Below are 2,880 nucleotides of genomic sequence, written 5' to 3' on the forward strand. Positions count from 1 at the left end.
GCTGGACCAACATCGCCGCCGCCACCGACCACTACCGCAGCCACCCCACCGATGCACTTCAGCTACTCGGTCTCACAACCTGAGAACGCTTCAGCCCTGGTCGGTAGGACTTGTGCGATCTTGCCGTTCATGACATTGGCGATCTTGTGGTCTGCCTCAGCGGTGCGGTGCTGGTAGATCATCGCGGCGCGCACACTGTCATGGCCCATGCACGCCAGGTCGCGGAGAGCTGTTTGGCGACCACGTCGACCGCCGCCCGCGCGATGGCTCTCGGATGGGGTCATCACCAGGCGGCGTTCGGGGAGTCGCCCTCGCCGGGGTGCTCATCGGTCTTGATCGGCATCGGCGTGGTCGAACCATTGGCAAGATCGACTCGAAAGCCCCGCCATCGGTGCACGTAGAGCAGGTATTGGCCGGTTCCATCAAGGCTGAAACGGAGGGTGAGTGACGCGTCGGCTGGCAACGTCACCCGCGCGAGAACCTGCGATTTCCCTCTACCGTCGACCGGGATGCGCATTATGGCATGACCGGCCGAGTAGATCAGGGCACTGCCATCGGGGGTGTAGGCCACAGATTCCAGGAATGGCAGGTCGTTGCTCGGTTTGACGAGGCGGGTGGCGGCCAGCAGATCGGATCCCTTCAAGCCGAGGTCGAGGACGCCGATGCCCCAGCCACCGACCACCAGTGCGATCCGCTGACCGTCCGGGGCCCAGGCCAGGCCGGTCACCACGGACACTCGCGTGCTCCAGTCGCGGCGCTGCCCGGTGGCGAGATCGACAACAGAGATCTTCGCTCCACCCGGGATGGAGGCGGCGTAGGCCAGTCTCGTGGCGTCCGGGCTCAGGGCGAGGATGTATCCGGCGCCCAGTGCGTCGCTCTCGAGTCCGGGGACGGGTATCGGGTCGCTCGGCGACCCGTCCTCGGCGAGGTGGACGCGGAAGAATCGGAGAGGAGAGTCCGGCCCGGTCCATCCGGACAGTACAAAGGTGCGGTTGTCGGGTGCCGCGGCTAGAACTTGCCAGGAGGAGCGCACTCCTGCCGGCAGAGGGATGGCGGCCAGGAACTCTCCGGTTGTGGCGTCGTGCACGGCGGGCCGTACCGGAGTGAAGATTGCCGTCTTGGACTTATTCGGAAAGCGTGCGAGTGGAGCCCTCGCGATGACAAAGAATCGCGGTGGGCCGATGATCGGCAGGGGCGAAGAGGTCGCCATCGCCGATGCCAAGGAGGTCGCCATGGGCAGCGGCGTGGGGACGGCTGCGGGGTCTGACGACCGCATGACCGTGGCGGGCGGATCTTCTTTTTACGAGCGATGGCAAGCAATCTCAGAGGGTGCAAGAGAGGGGCCATACCAGCGACCTGGGGCTGCTGTCACGGCACTTCGCCTCTCATGCGGCTGCCTGGCCGAGCGAGCTCAGTCGCTCTCACGGTCCTCACCGACCTTATTTGGGCCGGGCTACGCCCAATGCTTCTGCCTTCGTCTTGCCTGACACCTAGACTGGAGGCACGAGCGCCATGCGCGAGGAGTTGCACTATCTCGTGGACCAGTTGCCGGAGTCGGAGCTACGCCCGGCTCTGGAGTTGATCCGTGGCCGTCTGGACGAGCCTGCCCCCGCGGAGCGTGACCTTCCCGTTCTTCGCGTCGTTCGAGGCTGAGCCGGACCTCGCCGAACGCCATGAGGAGATCCTGCGCTCCGAGATGGGCCGCTGACGTGCTCCTGTGCGACACCGGCGTCCTGCTCGCTGTCGGCAACGCCAAGGACAAGCATCACCAGGCCTGTCTCAAGCCGCCGAAGGAGCGGGTGGCAAGCCGCTGCGGATGTCCTGCGCTTCGGCGAACCCGATGGCGTGGCTGGCAGCCGACGTCATCGCCGCGCGCCTGACCGGTCGCAAGGTTCCCGAGACCACGATCGGCTACGTCCTGCAGTGCGTCAGCATCGGACGCCACGACGGCATCGTCCAGCGCGTGACCCCCGACGACCAGGTCCTGCCCACCGCGTTCACGGGCCGGACCGCCGCCCGCATCAAGGAGATGATCTGCGCGAGCGCGGCCTGGGGCATCTCCCACCCGACCATGATGGCGCCGAGCCGCCGCCGCCACCTCGTGGTCACCGGTGCGGGGGAGACCCGGCCCCTCATCCGGTCGTGACGAAGCAACGGGATTCGCGCTCGGCTTGACAGCGAAATCGCTCGGATACGGAGACTTGTCGTCGGCTCCGGCTACTTCGAGGCGGCCCGTACGTGCGTGTGAATGTGCGCGCGAGCAATGCTTAGAACCTGTGGATCTTCAGGGAAGGGGTGTACCTTCCCGATGATCATGTAGGTCTCATGCATGACCGACGCGCCAACGTCGGTCGGGAAGGCACACCCGTGCTCACCGTAGTCCCTGACCCCGCTGACGGCGACCGCCGCATGACAGACGGCCCGGTCTCCTCCTCCCTGATCGACGAGATCGTCCGGGAAGGCGCCCGCAGGATGCTCGCTGAAGCGCTCAAAGCCGAGGTCGATGCCTATATCGCCCAGTTCGCCGATCAGCGTGACGACGATGGGCGCCGTCTGGTGGTGCGTAACGGCTACCACGAGCCGCGCGAGGTGCTCACCGCGGCCGGCGCCATCGAGGTCCGCGCGCCGCGCGTCAACGACAAGCGCGTCGATGAGGTCACCGGCGAGCGCAAGCGCTTCTCCTCGGCGATCCTGCCGCCCTGGGCGCGCAAGACACCGAAGATCACCGAGGTGCTGCCACTTCTCTACCTGCACGGCCTGTCGTCGGGTGACTTCGTCCCGGCGCTGGGGCAGTTCCTCGGCTCGGCGGCCGGCCTGTCGGCGCCGGTCATCACGAAGCTGACCGAGCAGTGGAAGGCCGAGCAGCGCGCCTTCGCCGAC

At 66.6% G+C, this 2,880-nt stretch carries 4 protein-coding genes; 3 read left to right on the forward strand and 1 reads right to left on the reverse strand.

Features of this window, described 5'->3' with window-relative positions; translation table 11 throughout:
* Positions 1 to 283: 283 nt before the first annotated feature.
* The gene (locus tag FLV34_RS38945) at positions 284 to 1,234 is read right to left on the reverse strand and encodes a hypothetical protein (RefSeq protein WP_147945553.1); all 951 of its coding nucleotides are present in this window, start codon (positions 1,232 to 1,234) and stop codon (positions 284 to 286) included.
* Between the two features lie 351 nt (positions 1,235 to 1,585).
* Between FLV34_RS38945 and FLV34_RS43135 the strand changes: the two genes are divergently transcribed.
* The 3 genes from FLV34_RS43135 to FLV34_RS38960 form a co-directional block, all read left to right on the forward strand.
* Positions 1,586 to 1,708: a hypothetical protein gene (locus FLV34_RS43135; protein WP_260617117.1), complete on the forward strand. Its 123-nt coding sequence runs from the start codon at positions 1,586 to 1,588 to the stop codon at positions 1,706 to 1,708.
* 132 nt (positions 1,709 to 1,840) lie between these two features.
* Positions 1,841 to 2,146, forward strand: a complete 306-nt coding sequence (locus tag FLV34_RS38955; RefSeq protein WP_205829865.1) for a hypothetical protein — start codon at positions 1,841 to 1,843, stop codon at positions 2,144 to 2,146.
* Between the two features lie 263 nt (positions 2,147 to 2,409).
* On the forward strand, positions 2,410 to 2,880 hold a 471-nt coding region (locus FLV34_RS38960), incomplete at its 3' end, for a transposase (protein ID WP_187280872.1).

The organism is Microbispora sp. CSR-4, from assembly GCF_008033685.1.
Classification (GTDB): Bacteria; Actinomycetota; Actinomycetes; order Streptosporangiales; family Streptosporangiaceae; genus Microbispora.

Bases quoted from the DNA above. Each gene is read 5' to 3' on its own strand.
- FLV34_RS38945 (WP_147945553.1), bottom strand. From the start codon at position 1,234: ATGGCGACCTCCTTGGCATCGGCGATGGCGACCTCTTCGCCCCTGCCG.
- FLV34_RS38955 (WP_205829865.1), top strand. From the start codon at position 1,841: ATGGCGTGGCTGGCAGCCGACGTCATCGCCGCGCGCCTGACCGGTCGC.